General features: G+C 69.1%; 14 protein-coding genes. 3 read left to right on the top strand and 11 right to left on the bottom strand.

Going from position 1 to position 12106, the window contains the following annotated elements; all coding sequences use genetic code 11:
- The 4 genes from C0481_RS20705 to timA form a co-directional block, all read right to left on the bottom strand.
- Positions 1-223 (bottom strand): hypothetical protein (locus C0481_RS20705; protein WP_293407499.1); only part of this gene is annotated, 223 nt, incomplete at its 3' end.
- A gap of 81 nt (positions 224-304) precedes the next feature.
- The gene (locus tag C0481_RS20700) at positions 305-847 is read right to left on the bottom strand and encodes a Smr/MutS family protein (protein WP_293407497.1); all 543 of its coding nucleotides are present in this window, start codon (positions 845-847) and stop codon (positions 305-307) included.
- Positions 844-1995, bottom strand: coding sequence for an MltA domain-containing protein (locus C0481_RS20695; RefSeq protein ID WP_293407495.1), 1152 nt, complete (start codon positions 1993-1995; stop codon positions 844-846). The genes C0481_RS20700 and C0481_RS20695 overlap by 4 nt, the downstream gene beginning before the upstream one ends.
- Positions 1996-2179: 184 nt before the next feature.
- Complete coding sequence (timA, locus tag C0481_RS20690; protein WP_293407493.1) at positions 2180-2791, bottom strand: TIM44-related membrane protein TimA; 612 nt, start codon at positions 2789-2791, stop codon at positions 2180-2182.
- 151 nt (positions 2792-2942) lie between these two features.
- On the opposite strand from timA, the gene secB reads away from it, so the two are divergent.
- On the top strand, positions 2943-3440 hold the full coding sequence (secB, locus tag C0481_RS20685) for a protein-export chaperone SecB (protein WP_293407491.1): 498 nt from the start codon (positions 2943-2945) through the stop codon (positions 3438-3440).
- A 45-nt stretch (positions 3441-3485) separates the two neighbouring features.
- Here the strand turns inward: secB and cml are convergent, their stop codons facing one another.
- Positions 3486-4682, bottom strand: coding sequence for a CmlA/FloR family chloramphenicol efflux MFS transporter (cml, locus tag C0481_RS20680; protein ID WP_293407489.1), 1197 nt, complete (start codon positions 4680-4682; stop codon positions 3486-3488).
- A 265-nt stretch (positions 4683-4947) separates the two neighbouring features.
- On the opposite strand from cml, the gene C0481_RS20675 reads away from it, so the two are divergent.
- The gene (locus C0481_RS20675) at positions 4948-5973 is read left to right on the top strand and encodes a mechanosensitive ion channel domain-containing protein (protein ID WP_293407487.1); all 1026 of its coding nucleotides are present in this window, start codon (positions 4948-4950) and stop codon (positions 5971-5973) included.
- A 333-nt stretch (positions 5974-6306) separates the two neighbouring features.
- Here the strand turns inward: C0481_RS20675 and C0481_RS20670 are convergent, their stop codons facing one another.
- A complete protein-coding gene (locus C0481_RS20670) occupies positions 6307-7005 on the bottom strand; it encodes a class I SAM-dependent methyltransferase (protein ID WP_293407485.1) in 699 nt (232 codons plus the stop codon).
- A 254-nt stretch (positions 7006-7259) separates the two neighbouring features.
- Here C0481_RS20670 and C0481_RS20665 point away from each other — a divergent pair, with 254 nt between their 5' ends.
- Positions 7260-8195: a cation transporter gene (locus C0481_RS20665; protein ID WP_293407483.1), complete on the top strand. Its 936-nt coding sequence runs from the start codon at positions 7260-7262 to the stop codon at positions 8193-8195.
- Positions 8196-8205: 10 nt separating this feature from the next.
- On the opposite strand, the gene dnaQ is transcribed toward C0481_RS20665, so the two are convergent.
- From dnaQ to C0481_RS20640, 5 genes are read right to left on the bottom strand one after another with little or no spacing between them, the layout of a single operon-like run.
- Positions 8206-8913 carry a DNA polymerase III subunit epsilon gene (gene dnaQ / locus C0481_RS20660; RefSeq protein ID WP_293407481.1) on the bottom strand — a complete coding sequence of 236 codons (708 nt, stop codon included), beginning with the start codon at positions 8911-8913 and terminating at the stop codon, positions 8206-8208.
- A gap of 31 nt (positions 8914-8944) precedes the next feature.
- Positions 8945-9568 (bottom strand): dephospho-CoA kinase, encoded by a 624-nt coding sequence (coaE, locus tag C0481_RS20655; protein WP_293407478.1) that lies wholly within the window; start codon positions 9566-9568, stop codon positions 8945-8947.
- 3 nt (positions 9569-9571) lie between these two features.
- On the bottom strand, positions 9572-10414 hold the full coding sequence (gene aroE, locus C0481_RS20650) for a shikimate dehydrogenase (protein ID WP_293407476.1): 843 nt from the start codon (positions 10412-10414) through the stop codon (positions 9572-9574).
- A complete protein-coding gene (locus tag C0481_RS20645) occupies positions 10411-11007 on the bottom strand; it encodes a nucleoside triphosphate pyrophosphatase (protein WP_293407474.1) in 597 nt (198 codons plus the stop codon). The genes aroE and C0481_RS20645 overlap by 4 nt, the downstream gene beginning before the upstream one ends.
- Positions 11007-11846 carry a pyruvate, water dikinase regulatory protein gene (locus C0481_RS20640; protein ID WP_267230979.1) on the bottom strand — a complete coding sequence of 280 codons (840 nt, stop codon included), beginning with the start codon at positions 11844-11846 and terminating at the stop codon, positions 11007-11009. Before C0481_RS20640 ends, C0481_RS20645 begins: the two co-directional genes overlap by 1 nt.
- Positions 11847-12106: the final 260 nt, after the last annotated feature.

Raw genomic sequence — 12106 nt, 5'->3', positions numbered from 1 at the left:
CCGGCGCGGTGGCCGGGGCGCCCGGCTGGCGCTCGGTCATCGAACGTTGCACCGGCGCGGTCTGGGTCGGCGAGGTTTTGGTGGGAGGCGGCGCCTGGTAGGTGCGCGCGCCGCGGCTGCCGAAGCTTCCTCCCCGGCGGGCGTCCGCCTCTGAGGCGAGCGAAAGCCCCATCACGACCGAAAGGCCCATGACGGCGAAAACCTTGGGAAGTCGGGAAGTCAAAGCAGCGTTTCCTTGTATTTGTCCGCGCGCATATCGTGCGCCGGCCTCTGGAATTCCAGGGGGGATACGCAACTGTGACCGCTATCCCCTCGGTTTTCGCTTCAACGCCACATAGAGCGCGCCTTCGCCGCCGTGCCGTCGGTGGGCTTCGGAAATGCCCGCCACCACCCCGCGCAGCGCCATGCCGCCCAGCCACTCGGGCGCGCGCCGCCGCAGGACGCCGTCGCCCAGCGTGCCCTTGCCGGTGATCACCAGCACCGCCCGATAGCCCTCATCCCAGGCCCGCAGCACGAACGCCTCCAGCGCCGCCTTGGCGCGCTGCTGGTCCATGCCGTGCAGGTCGATGCGCGCCCCGATCGGGTCGCGCTCCTTGGCGATGCGGTGTTTACGGCGCGGCTCGATGCCCTCCGGCTCGCCGCGCAACGGCGAGCGCAGAGGCGGCATGACTTCGGAGAGCGGCAGGCGCGCGGCCGGATCGACCACCCGGCCCTTGGCCTTCAGCGCCGGAATCGCAGGCTCGGCCGGCGGCTTGACCGGCGGCGCGGGGCGGCCGGCATGCGGGTGGACGGTGGCGGCCACCATCGCCCAGAGCTTCTGCTCATCAGGGCGGATGGGCCGCTTCATCGATAGGGGCCGACCTTCGGGACCAGCCGGTGCATGCGCAGGGTGTGGCGCACGCGGCCCGCCTCAGCCCCGGCCTGATCGCCCAGGCCCAGATAGAGGTCGGCGCGCACCGGCCCCTTGATCGCCCCGCCGGTGTCCAGCGCCATCACCGTGCGGCGATAGGCCGGGAAGGCGCCCGACAGGGTCGGCGCGACCCCCTCGATGAAGAACAGGTCGCCCAGCGAATTGCGGCTGCTGTCGATGGCGATGGCCCGGCCGGCCGGCAGCGGGATGCCCGCCGCGCCCACCGGCTGGCGACCGTCGTCCGGAGCCAGGGTGAAGAACACATAGCGCGGGTTCAGCCGCATGACCTCGTCGGCGCGCGGGCCGCGGTTGTCGGCCAGCCAGCTGCGGATCGCCTCGCCCGAAGTGTTGTTGGCCGCCAACAGCCCGCGGTCGCGCATCGGATTGGCGATGCCCATGAACGGCTTGCCGTTGGTGGCGGCGAACACCGCCTTGGCGCGGCGGCCGTCGGCGAAGGTCAGCACCCCCGAGCCCTGGATCTGCAGGAAGAACAGGTCTTCCGGCCGCATCCAGGCCAGGGCCGGGCCCGAGGAGGCTTTTTCGATGTCGGCGCGGTCGGGATAAGGACCGAGCTGACCGCCGGCGCCGCGCTTCTGGGCCTCGTTGCCGGCCACGCCCTTGCCGACCAGATCGCTCGGTTTCGGCCGCACCGGGGCCGAGAACTCGACGCTCTGGCGATCACGCGCCTCGTACTCGGGCGAGAAATACGCGGTCAGGATCCCGTCTCCGACCAGCCGTTCAGGCCGGAAGTTCTCTTCGAAGAAGGCGCGGGCCCGGCCGGCGTCCAGCGGGCCGATGGCCCGGGCCCGACGGCAGACCTCGCCCAGCGCCGGATCGCGCGCCACGCCGCAGGTGGTGCGGAACGCCTCGTAGCCGGCGCCATGGTCGTCCTGCGCCCAGCCGGGCACGTCGGCGAAGCTTTCGGGCTGGGCCGGCGGCGGGGCCGGTTGCGGCGGCTGGGTCGGGGTCGGCCGCGGCGGCTGCGGGCCGGGGCCCGGCGCCGGCGGCTTGGGCGTGGCGCAAGCGGCGACCAGCAAGGTCAGCAGCAGGGCCGGAACAAGTCGGCTCGCAGGTCGGATGTTCAAGGTCGCCCCCAATCGCAGCGCTGTCGTCGAAGTCGCGGCGATCGGCGCGCCGCCCCGCTCGAACTTGAAGTCACGAACGCCCGGCGCACACCGCGCGCCGGCTCTCCTTCATAGTCCTGCGTTGAGGGCGGGAAAACGGCGTAAGGGTTAACAAACCCTTGCCGCCGTTCGGTTTTCGCCGCGCTTAAGCTTCGGCGGCGGCGACGTTGACCAGCAGCCAATTGGGGTCGCGGCTCTTCAGGCTACGCTCGAAGGTCCACAGTTCGGCGGTGCGCTTGTCGTCCACCGCTTCACCTTCCGGGCCCTTGGTGCGGCTGCGGAACTCGGCCAGGAAGCGGACGGTGATCCGCGCCACGTCGCCATGCAGGTCGGCACGCTCCATGTCGGCGCGCGGCGGATGCAGGAACTCGACGGACTCGGTCCGGCCCTCAGCCTCTCGCTGGTCGATCGCGCCTTCGAAGCTGGTCAGCACGTTCGGCGCCAGCAGGTTGCGCAGCGTTTCTCGGTCGCCGGCGGCGAAGGCGCGCACCACCATCTCGTAGGCGCCCTTGGCCCCGCCAAGGAAGCGCGAGAGATCGAACGCCGGATCACGATGCTTGATCGCGGGCAGACCGGTCAGGTCGACGCCGTCGTCGATCTGGTCCGCCGCCGGCGTCTGCCGCGCGCTCGCCGCGACCGCGTCCTGCGCAGGGCTGTCTTCAGGCTGACGGCCCACACGCCGGCCCAGCACCGCGTACAGCTGGTACAGAACGACACCGGCCAAACCGGCGAATATGATCAGTTCGAGGACTTGCAATTCTTCAGGCTCACGGGACGATCGTAATCTTCAATATAGGACAGCGTAACGCCCGCGTCAGGGGCGACGTTGCCATGGCATAGGGCGCATGATAGCAGCCCAGGCCACAACAGGGCGTGAATGCGCGTCCACTAACCGGATTTTCCCGAATATGACCGATACCGACGCCGCCGGCCCCGAGACCAACGGTGCGGGCGCCCCCGAGCCCGGCATCCGCATCCTCGCCCAGTTCATCCGCGACCTGTCGTTCGAAAATCCGCGCGCGCCCGAGACGCTGCGCGCGCAGAACGCCACCCAGCCGCAGATCGAGATGGGCGTCGAAATGAACGCCCGCGGCCGCGAGGACGGTCTGTTCGAAGTCGACCTGAAGCTGTCGGCCCGCGCTGAGCGCGAAGACGGCCCGGTGTTCCACGTCGAGCTGCTCTATGGCGGCGTGTTCCAGATCTCCGGCGTGTCGCAGGAAGACCTCGAGCCGGTGCTGCTGGTCGAGTGCCCGCGCTTCATGTTCCCGTTCGCCCGCCAGATCATCGCCTCGGTGACCTCGGACGGCGGCTTCCCGCCCTTCATGCTCGACCCGATCGACTTCGCCGGCGTCTACGCCGCGCGGAAGGCCCAGGGCCTGGGCGGCGAAACCATCGGCAACGCCTAAGGACTTGGAGGGGGACGGCCCAAGCCTTCCCCCTCGCAGCCCGATCTACGCCGAGCGCTGCGGCCGCTTGGCCGCCAGCATTCCGAGCACCAGCAGCGCCATGCCGGCGGCGTAGGCCGCGAGCGGCCAGGCGCTGTCGCCGCCCAGCCAGGCCACGGCCGCCGTGCCCAGCACGCCGACGATCACGCTTTCGACACTGAAATAGAGCGCCACCGCGGTCCCGGCCGCGCCGCCGAACGCCGCCAGCGCGCCGTTGGCGCAGACCGCGACCGCCAGCACCATACCCACGGCCATCACCCACATTGGCGCCAGCAGCGTCCAGAACGACGGCTCGGCCCAGAGCTGACCGATCGCCAGCAGCACGGCGCCGACGATCAGCAGGCCCATGCCGCGGGCCAGGCTTCCGGCCGTCCCCCAGCGCCCGACCGCCCGCCCGACGAACCGCGAGGCCAGGATCATCACCCCCGCCGCCGTCGCGAAGGCCAGGCTGAAGACCAGCTGCGACAGCCCGGCCTGGCCGATCAGGATCCGCGGCGCGGTGGAAAAGAACACGAAGAACGTGCCCATCGCCGCGCTGAACCCCAGCGTATAGGTCCAGAAATCATAGCTGCGCAGGATCGTGGCGAGCGACGGGCCGTCACCGCGCTCGAGCTCCGGACGTGTTTCGGGCCAGCGGCGGGCGGCGTGAAGACCGGCGGCGAGCATCAGCGCCGCCAGGCCCGCGAAGATCGCCCGCCAACCCAGGCCCTGGGCGATCAGAGCGCCGGCGATCGGCCCCAGGGCCGGCACGAACGACAGGATCGCGCCAAGCAGGCCATAGATGCTCGCGCCCTCCAGCCGCTGGGCATAGACGTCGCGCACTGTGGCGAAGGTGGCGACCAGGGCGGCCGAGGCTCCGGCCGCCTGCAGCACGCGCCAGGCCACGAACGCCGCTCCGCCATCGGCGAACGCCAGGGCCAGGCTCGCGCCGGCGAACATCGCCGCCCCGCCCAGCAGCACCGGCCGGCGACCGACGCGATCGGACAGCGGCCCGAACGCCAGTTGGCCGAGGCCGAGCACCGCCATGTAGAGGCTGAGGGTCAGCTGGACGACGGCCGGCGTCGTCGAGAGCTCGCCGGGCATCTCGGGAACGACCGGCAGATAGATGTCCATGGCCAGCGAGGCCAGGATGTCGAAGGGCGCCAGCAGCATCAGCGCGGCGGGCAGGGAATAGTCCCAGGGTCTGGCTTTGGAACCAGGCATGACTTTGCATCCACTCAAATCAGGAGATCTGACGGCGGTCAGCCGTGGCTCTGGAGCTGGGGTGTCGACCGCCGCAACAACGAAGGGGTGTTGTTGCGGCCTACCTGCTTGCGGACTCGGTCATGGGTCCCGTCCCGGTTCGAGGAAGCGCCCTAGCTAGGCGGGGGCCGGCGCTGGCGCAAGCGTGGGCGGGCCAGGGTTTCCCCGAATGTTCAGCCCCCGGCTTCTGGGCCTTGATCGAGGCTTCTCGACGCGGGAGCGCAAGATGGCCTCGAATCCTTCCCTCGCCACGATCCAGGACTGGCTCGCCTCCGGCGCCTGGCTGCACTTCGCCGGCCGCGTGCTGGTCGCCATCCTGATCGTCGCCGTCGCCTACGGGCTGGTGCGGCTGATGCGCGCCGGGCTCGACCGCGTGCGCAAACGCGCCAAGCTGGGCTCGCCGTTGATCTACATTTTCGAACAGGTCGCCGGTTACGCCCTGCTGACCGTCGGGCTGCTCGCCGGCCTCGCCACCTTGGGGCTCAATCTCAGTTCCTTGACGATTTTCGCCGGCGCCGCTGGCGTCGGGGTCGGGCTTGGCCTGCAAGGCGTGGTCAAGGAGTTCGTCGCCGGCCTGGTGCTGATCTTCGATCCGACGATCCAGGTCGGCGACTTCGTCGAGCTCGAAAGCGGCCTGCGCGGCGAGGTCGTCGAAATCGGCGCCCGCGCCACCCGGTTGCGCACCAACGACGCGGTCAACGTGGTGATCCCCAACTCCAAGCTGATGCAGAGCGAGGTGGTGAACTGGACCTACAACGAGGAATCCCGACGCATCCACGTCGCCTTCTCGGTCGCCGAACAGGCCGACAAGGCCCTGGTCCGCGACGTCGTGCTGCGCGCGGCGCGGGCCCTGCCGTTCACCCTGCCGGACCAGGACCATCGCAAGACCCAGGTGTGGCTGACCGGTTTCGCCGGTGACGGCCTCGACTTCGAGTTGATCGTCTGGCCGACGCTGGAATCCTCGCGCCACCCGTCCTCGATGCACGCCGCCTACACCTGGGCGATCCACGAGGCGCTGCTGGCGGCCGGGATCGACAACGCCTCGCCGCAGATGGACGTGCGGCTGCGCAAGATTTTCGGCCGCGAGGGCGATCATGCGCTGGCGGCCCTCAACCTGAACCCTGCGCCGCCGCCGATCGAGGGCCGGCGCGAGCACGCGCCGAACGACGCGGCTGTGGCGGTGTTCGACGACGCCGTTCGCGACAGCCGCGCCCGCGCCGCCGAACCTCGCAAGCGCGAGGTCCAGGCCTGAGATCGGGCCGGCCGCTCCGTGACCTGGATGCCCCCTCTGCGGGAGCTGACAGCGCAGCTGACTGAGGGAGACTTTGACCCTCTGAAGTGAGAGCAGTCCCCCTCCGTCGCGCTTCGCGCGCCACCTTCCCCAAGAGAGGAGGATCTGATGTCCCGTCGGCTGCACGACCAGTTCCTCTCCCCGCTTGAGGGGAGAGGTTAGGTGAGGGGTTAGCGGCGCGGAGCGGCGCCCTCCTGAGTCAGCAGTCCCCCTCACCCCAACCCTCCCCCCCAAGGGGGCGAGGGAGCTGTGCCGCCCGTTCCAGAGGCTCCCCCCTCAGCCGCGGGAGCTGCTCTAGCTGGCCGGCCGCTCGGCGACGAAGGTGCCGTAGACGCCGTCCTGCACGTGCTCGACGATGCGGTAGCCGGTGTCAGTGAGCATTCGCTCGATCGCCCAGGCGAAGGTCGAATACTCCTCACGGACGTGACAGGCGCCCTCGGCCCGCGAATAGCCGGTGTTCTCGCTCAGCCAGACGATCCAGCCTTCGGCGGCCTCCGCCAACTCGCCCGGCGGCACGGCGAACATCACGTCGCGCAGATAGAGCCGGCCGCCCGGCTTCAGCGCCGCGAAAATCCGCGCCAGGGCCATGGCCTTCCAAAAGTCGGGCAGGTGGTGGAGCGCGTTCTTGGCGGTGATCAGGTCGAGGCTCTGCGCCTTCGCCTCGAACGACAGGAAGCCGGCGCGCTGAAAGCTGAGATTGGCCAGGCCGCCGGCCCGGGCCTGCGCCGCCGCCAGCATCGCCGCCGAAACGTCGATCGCCGTCACCGAGCGGCACATGCCCGCCGCCTCGCGGGCCAGGATGCCGGTGCCGCAACCGATGTCGGCCATGGCCATGTGCGGCTGCAGGCCCAGCTGCGTCAGCAGCGCCCGGTCGCGCTCGGCGGAGCCGCCCTGGCGGGCGTCATAGGTGGCGACTTCGTGCTCGTCCTCGAAATCGAGGCCGACCTGGCGGGCGTCGTCGTACCACCAGTCATAGGTTTGCGGTGTCGGCATATCGGGTCTCCATCGGTGTGCGGATGGAGAGCGCGCCGATCCATCCGCAAGATTGCGGGGATCGGTGGCGCGAAAGGTCTAGCCGCGCGTCCTCGTCCCCGGATCGGGGGCGGTTACGGACAGGGTCTGGCCGTGCGAGGCGGTCATGCGGCCAGGCTAGGCGTAACGGCGGTCTTCGACAAGCGGACCCTCTCGACGGCGACGCGCCGATAGGCTCTCCTGGCCTGGATTGAGCCATCAGGTGCGCCTGCCGCATGACGCCGCCCACACCACACCCTTCGGGCCCCCATCCGTCGGCCAAGGAGGAGCGGCTGCTCGCGACCTCGATGGCGACCACCATCGTCTTCGCCGTGGCCAGCATAGGGTTCGGACTCTGGCTCGGCTCGAAGTCGGTGACCTTCGACGGGTTCTACGATCTGATCGACGCAGCCATGACCGCCATCGCCTTGCTGACCGTGCGGCTGATCGCGCGCGGCGACGACCGTCGGTTCCAGTACGGCTACTGGCATTTGGAGCCGATGCTGGCCCTGCTCAACGGCCTGGTGCTCAGCTTCGCCTGCGTCTACGCCTTCCTCGACGGACTCAACGGCCTGCTGGCCGGCGGCCGCTATGTCCAGTTCGGGCTGGGCGCGGTCTATGCCGGTCTCAGCAGCGTGCTGAGCTTCGGCATGTTCGCCTATGTGCGCAGCTCGGCCCGCCACCTGCACTCCCAGATGCTCGATGTGGATTCCCGCTCTTGGCTGATGGGCGGGGTGCTCAGCGCCGGCCTCTGCCTGAGCTTCCTGATCGGCAAGGCGCTGACCGGCAGCGGCGCGGAGTGGATGACGCCCTATGTCGACCCGATGATCCTGGTCATCGTCGCCGTCTGCCTGGTTCCGTTCCCGGCCCTGACCCTCTGGCGGGCCAGCCAGGACATCCTGATGATCGCGCCGAGCGCGCTCGACCAGCAGATTCAGGAGCTCGCCGGCGAGGTCGCCGCCCGCTACGGCTTCTCCAGCTTCAGCTCGCATGTGGTCCGTTCGGGCCGCCAGCAGTTCATCGAGATCGGCTTCGTCGCGCCGTCCGGCCAGACGACGATGAGCTTCGAGCAGCTCGACACCATCCGCCGCGAGATCGCGCTGGCGATGGGCGGGCTCAATCCCGGCTACTGGCTGACGGTCGACTTCACGGCCGACGAGCGGTGGATCTGACGTCTGGGCCTTACAGCCCGAACTTGCTCCAGAGCTCTTCGCTCTTCACCACCTCGCGCACGAACTTGGCGTGCAGCTCGCGCTCGGCGTCGGTCGAGCGGAAGGGCAGGGGACGCGGGCGAGCGCCATAGGCGGCGGCCTTGGCCACCGCAACGGCGTGGGCAGCCATCTCGCGGGTGGTCAGCTCCAAGGTCAGGGCGCGGCCGCCCTTCAGCTCCAGATAGACCGAGGCCAGCAGCCGGGCGTCGATGAGCGCCCCGTGCTTGTCGCGTTCGGAGAGCGAGATCTTGAAGCGCTTGCAGAGCGCGTCGAGCGAGTTGTGCATGCCCGGAAAGCGCTTGCGCGCCAGGGCCAGGGTGTCGATCCACTGGGTTTCGGGCAGCGGGGCCAGGCCCAGCCCTTCCAGTTCGTAGTTCACGAACGTCCGGTCGAAGGTGGCGTTGTGGGCGATGATCGGCGCGTCGCCGACGAAATCCAGGAAGTCCTGGTGGATTTCCTTGTCGCGGAACTTCGGCTTGCCGCGCAGGAACGCCGCCGACAGCCCATGGACCTTCTCGGCCTCCGGCGGCATGTCGCGCTCGGGGTCGATATAGACGTGGAAGCTGCGCCCGGTCGGCAGGTAGTCCTCGATCTCCAGGCAGGCCAGTTCGACCAGCTTGTGGCCGAGGTGCGGCTCGAAGCCTGTGGTTTCGGTATCGAGAACGATCTCACGCGCCATGGAAACTACTTCGGCTGCTTCGAGCTGGGCTTCAACCCGGCGCCTTGTCGCGAGCTGGACGTCGCTGTGGATCACGCATCACCGAGATGATTTCGGCGACCTGCTCCCGGGCCGGCTCAAGGCCGCGGCCGGTGTCGACGACAAAGTGGGCGCGGGCCCGCTTCTCGGCGTCGTGCATCTGGCGCGACAGGATCGCGTCCAGCCGTTCGGCGGTCATGCCTGGCCGGGCCAGCACCCGTTCGCGCTGCTGGCTTTCGGGGGCCGAGACCACCACCACCGCATCCATGTTGGCGTGGCCGCCGGTCTCGTAGAGCAGTGGGATGTCCAGCACGACCATGTCGGCCTGGGCGTCTTCGGCGGCCTTGAAGAAGTGCACCCGGTCTGCGCCGACCAGCGGATGGACGATGGAGTTGAGCTTAGCCATCGCCTCGTCGTTCCCCAGCACCCGCTGGCGCAGAGCCTCGCGATCGACGGCGCCGTCCTTGGTCACGCCGGGAAAAGCGGCCTCGAGCGGCGCGACCGCCGCGCCGCCGGTCTCATAGAGATCGGCCACCGCCGCGTCAGCGTCGTAGACCGGGATGCCCGCTTCGCGGAACATCTTGGCGGTCGTGGACTTGCCCATGCCGATGGAGCCGGTCAGGCCGATGATGAGCATGCGTTAGAGCCCCAATGCCTTGATCGCCAGGCTGCGCACGTCGACGTCGCGCGGCGGCGGCTGGCCGTAGAAGTACTCGAAACTCGGAACCGCCTGGCCGATCAACATGGCCAGGCCGTCGACCGTCCGGCGTCCGATGGTTTCGGCCTGCGCCAAGAACGGGGTCTTCAGCGGCTTGTAGACCATGTCCATGACCACCGCGCTCGCCGGTGTCGCGTCCAGCGGAACCTCAAGCCCCGCGCTTCCCGATAGCCCGGCCGAGGTGGCGTTGACCAAGGCGATAACACCGTCGAACGCCGCGGCCGCCTCGCTCAGCGGTAAGGCCGTCGCCCCCAAAGGTTCGGCGATCTCCTGCGCCTTCAGCAGCGTGCGGTTGACGATGCGCACGTCCGGGCAGCCGGCCTCGACGAACGCCGCGGCCGCTCCGCGCGCCGCGCCGCCCGCGCCGAGGATTGCCACCGGCCCGGCCTTGGGATCAAAGCCCGGCGCCTGCTCGCCGAACGCGCCCAACATGCCGAGCCCATCGGTGTTGTCGGCGTAGATCGTCCCGTCCTCGCGGAACACAAGAACGTTGGCGGCGTCGGCGCTCCTAGCCCGGAAGCTCGCCTCGTCGGCCAGGGCCAGCGCCTCGCCCTTGAACGGCAGGGTCACGTTCAGGCCCGCCACCGTGCCGCCGCGCAGCGCCTGCGCGAACGCGGTGAACCGCCCCGGCTGCGTCGAGAACGGGACATAAACCCCGTCGATCCCCGCCGCCGCCAGCCAGGCGTTGTGCAGGATCGGGCTCATCGAGTGGGTGATCGGCCGCCCGACCACCCCGGCGACCCGCGTCGCGCCGGACAGGCTCATGCCGTCAGCACCCCATGCCGCCGGAAAAGGTCCAGCAACCCCATCAGCGGCAGGCCGAGGATGGCGAAATAGTCGCCCTCGATCTTCGAGAACAGCTGCGCGCCGGGACCTTCCAGCCGATAGCAGCCGACCGAGCCCAGCATCTCCTCGCCCTCGAGCGCCAGGTAGTCGTCGAGGAAGTCGTCGGAGAAGTCGCGCATGGTCAGGGTCGCCGAGACGATCTCACGCCAGATCGGCGCCCCGTCCTTGGCCACCACCACCGCCGAATGCAGCTTGTGCGGCTTGCCGCGCATAGTCTTCAGCCGCTCGGCCGCGGCCTCCAGGCTCTCGGCCTTGTCGTAGAGCTTGCCTTCGAACTCCAGCGTCTGGTCCGAGCCGATCACGAAGCCGGCCCGGCCGGCGGAGATCTTCACCGCCTTGATCTCGGCCAGGGCGTCGGCGACGTCGCGGGGCGTAGCCCCCTGCGCCAACATCGAGGTCTTGACCGCGTCCTCATCGACGCCGGCGACCGCCACTTCGAACGGAACGCCCGCGCCGGTCAGCACCGCGCGACGGGCCGCGCTCTTCGAGGCCAGGATAATCTGCTCGCTCATCAGCCCAGCACCTCGACCTGGCCATGGCCGCCGTGCAGCAGGTTCAGCACCGCCGCGGCCGTTTCCTCGACGCTGCGCCGGGTGACGTCGATCACCGGCCAGCCCTGGCGTTCATAAAGCCTGCGCGCCTTCACCGTCTCCTCGCGCACCGCCTCGATGTCGATGTAGCTGCTCTCGCGGTCTTCCTTGAGGCTCAGCAGCCGGTTGCGGCGGATCTGGATCAGCCGGTCGGGCGAGATGGTCAGCCCCACCACCAGGGTGTTCTTCAGGTCGAACAGCTTTTCCGGCGGCGGCCGGGTCGGCACCAGCGGCACGTTCGCCGCCCGCACCCCGCGATGCGCCAGATAGATGCAGGTCGGGGTCTTGGATGTCCGCGAAACGCCGACCAGCACCACGTCGGCCTGCTCCAGGTCCTGGCCGCCCTGACCGTCGTCATGGCCGATCGCGTAGTTCAGCGCGTCCATGCGGTTGAAATAGTCATTGTCCAGCGCGTGCTGCACGCCCACCCGCCGGCTGATCGAGGCGCCAAGATAGCGCTGCAGCGAGGAGACCAGCGGATCCAGCGCGGCGATGCACGGCATGTCCAGCCGCCGCACGCCTTCTTCCAGCGCCGTGCGCAGCTGGTCGTCGACGATGGTGTGGATCACCACGCCCGGGGCTTCCTCGATGTCGGTCAGCGCCCGCTCCAGCTGCCGGGGCGAACGCACCAGCGCATAGATGTGCTCGATCGGCAGGACGTTCTCGAACCGCGCACATACCGCCCGCGCCATCGCGTTCAGCGTCTCGCCGGTGGAGTCCGAGACCAGGTGTACGTGAAAGTAGGTCGCAAAACGGGTCATGGAGCCTTTGCCGGCGCGTAAAGAGGAATCTGCAGGGCGGGGATCGCAAAGCTGGGGACGAAAGAGTCGAAACCTTCTTAACGAAGCCGGACCGTTTTGGGGAAGAGTCGCCGCGCCGCCGCTCGGCTTGTGCACGGGCGGGAAAACCCCCGGGGTTTGCGCCCGTCTCGTCCACGGCTCAGTTGGTTAAAAAAGCATGAACAGGGCCGGTTGGCGGAACCGTTTTAATGACTCCCGTTCGTCATCGTTAACTCCCTGTT

This window comes from Phenylobacterium sp. (assembly GCF_013822795.1).
GTDB lineage: Bacteria > Pseudomonadota > Alphaproteobacteria > Caulobacterales > Caulobacteraceae > Phenylobacterium.
This window is presented reverse-complemented; position numbering and strand designations above follow the sequence as displayed.

Excerpts from the sequence above, each read along its gene's own strand:
- C0481_RS20700 (WP_293407497.1), bottom strand. The coding sequence starts at position 847 with ATGAAGCGGCCCATCCGCCCTGATGAGCAGAAGCTCTGGGCGATGGTG.
- secB (WP_293407491.1), top strand. The coding sequence starts at position 2,943 with ATGACCGATACCGACGCCGCCGGCCCCGAGACCAACGGTGCGGGCGCC.
- cml (WP_293407489.1), bottom strand. The coding sequence starts at position 4,682 with ATGCCTGGTTCCAAAGCCAGACCCTGGGACTATTCCCTGCCCGCCGCG.
- C0481_RS20675 (WP_293407487.1), top strand. The coding sequence starts at position 4,948 with ATGGCCTCGAATCCTTCCCTCGCCACGATCCAGGACTGGCTCGCCTCC.
- C0481_RS20670 (WP_293407485.1), bottom strand. The coding sequence starts at position 7,005 with ATGCCGACACCGCAAACCTATGACTGGTGGTACGACGACGCCCGCCAG.
- C0481_RS20665 (WP_293407483.1), top strand. The coding sequence starts at position 7,260 with ATGACGCCGCCCACACCACACCCTTCGGGCCCCCATCCGTCGGCCAAG.
- dnaQ (WP_293407481.1), bottom strand. The coding sequence starts at position 8,913 with ATGGCGCGTGAGATCGTTCTCGATACCGAAACCACAGGCTTCGAGCCG.
- coaE (WP_293407478.1), bottom strand. The coding sequence starts at position 9,568 with ATGCTCATCATCGGCCTGACCGGCTCCATCGGCATGGGCAAGTCCACG.
- aroE (WP_293407476.1), bottom strand. The coding sequence starts at position 10,414 with ATGAGCCTGTCCGGCGCGACGCGGGTCGCCGGGGTGGTCGGGCGGCCG.
- C0481_RS20645 (WP_293407474.1), bottom strand. The coding sequence starts at position 11,007 with ATGAGCGAGCAGATTATCCTGGCCTCGAAGAGCGCGGCCCGTCGCGCG.
- C0481_RS20640 (WP_267230979.1), bottom strand. The coding sequence starts at position 11,846 with ATGACCCGTTTTGCGACCTACTTTCACGTACACCTGGTCTCGGACTCC.